Origin of the sequence: Pectobacterium artocarpous (assembly GCF_046159765.1) — a bacterium.
Classification (GTDB): Bacteria; Pseudomonadota; Gammaproteobacteria; order Enterobacterales; family Enterobacteriaceae; genus Pectobacterium.
The window spans coordinates 1-1230 of sequence record NZ_JBJXVK010000057.1 but is presented as its reverse complement, the minus strand read 5'-3'; the positions used below and the strand labels follow the sequence as shown (position 1 = coordinate 1230).

The 1230-nt window shown below is 47.8% G+C and carries 1 protein-coding gene; it reads left to right on the top strand.

The window, feature by feature from the left end:
• Window positions 1-64: 64 nt before the first annotated feature.
• A protein-coding gene (locus ACKQAD_RS20225; protein ID WP_409161751.1) for an IS3 family transposase occupies window positions 65-1212 on the top strand; the annotation gives its coding sequence in 2 pieces (ribosomal slippage) (window positions 65-302 and window positions 302-1212; 1149 coding nt in all).
• Window positions 1213-1230: the final 18 nt, after the last annotated feature.

The window sequence follows — 1230 nt, the reverse complement described above, 5'->3', positions numbered from 1 at the left end:
TGAATCGCTATTGGTTTGTTAGACACCTCAGAGTCATTTAAAATGACTTAAAAAAGAGGTGCCCATGAGCGGTAAGCGTTATCCCGACGAGTTTAAAATTGAAGCAGTCAAACAGGTTGTTGATCGCGGTCATTCCGTTTCAAGCGTGGCAACACGCCTTGATATCACCACTCACAGTCTTTATGCGTGGATAAAGAAGTACGGCCCAGATTCTTCGATCCATCAAGAGCAGTCAACTGCTCAGGCTGAGATCCGCCGGCTCCAGAAGGAACTGAAACGGGTTACTGATGAACGAGATATATTAAAAAAAGCCGCGGCGTACTTCGCAAAACTGTCCGACTGAGGTACGTCTTTATCCGTGACAACAGTCGTTACTTTCCGGTTCGTTTGCTCTGCCGTGTTTTGGATGTTCATCCGAGTGGTTTCTATGCCTGGCTTCAGCAGCCCCATTCACGGCGATACCACACAGACCAGAAGCTGACCGGGCTGATTAAGCAGTTTTGGCTTGAATCTGGATGTGTTTATGGCTATCGCAAAATTCACCTGGATTTACGCGATATGGGTGAAAAATGTGGGGCGAACCGAGTCTGGCGTCTGATGCACGGTGCTGGAATAAAGGCTCAAGTCGGTTATCGCAGTCCAAGAGCGTACAAAGGCGAAGCGAGCATTGTGACACCCAACAAGCTCCAGAGACAATTTAACCCGATGGCACCGGATGAACGCTGGGTGACAGATATTACGTATGTTAGAACACATGAAGGTTGGTTATATCTTGCGGTAGTGGTCGACCTGTTTTCCCGTAAAATCATTGGCTGGTCGATGCAGGCCAGAATGACGAAGGACATCGTGCTGAACGCATTGCTAATGGCGTTGTGGCGGCGTAATCCGCAAAAACAGGTGTTGATACATTCAGACCAAGGCAGTCAATATACTAGCCACGAGTGGCAGTCATTCCTGAAGTCACATGGTCTGGAAGGTAGCATGAGTAGACGCGGCAACTGTCATGATAACGCCGTTGCCGAAAGTTTTTTCCAGCTTCTCAAGCGTGAGCGGATAAAGAAAAGGATCTACGGAACGCGGGAGGAAGCCCGAAGCGATATTTTTGATTACATCGAAATGTTTTATAACAGCAGGCGTCGACATGGTTCGAGCAATCAGGTGTCGCCGAATGAATATGAACAGCAGTATTATCAACGACTCGAAAGTGTCTAGATTACCCGTAGCGATTCA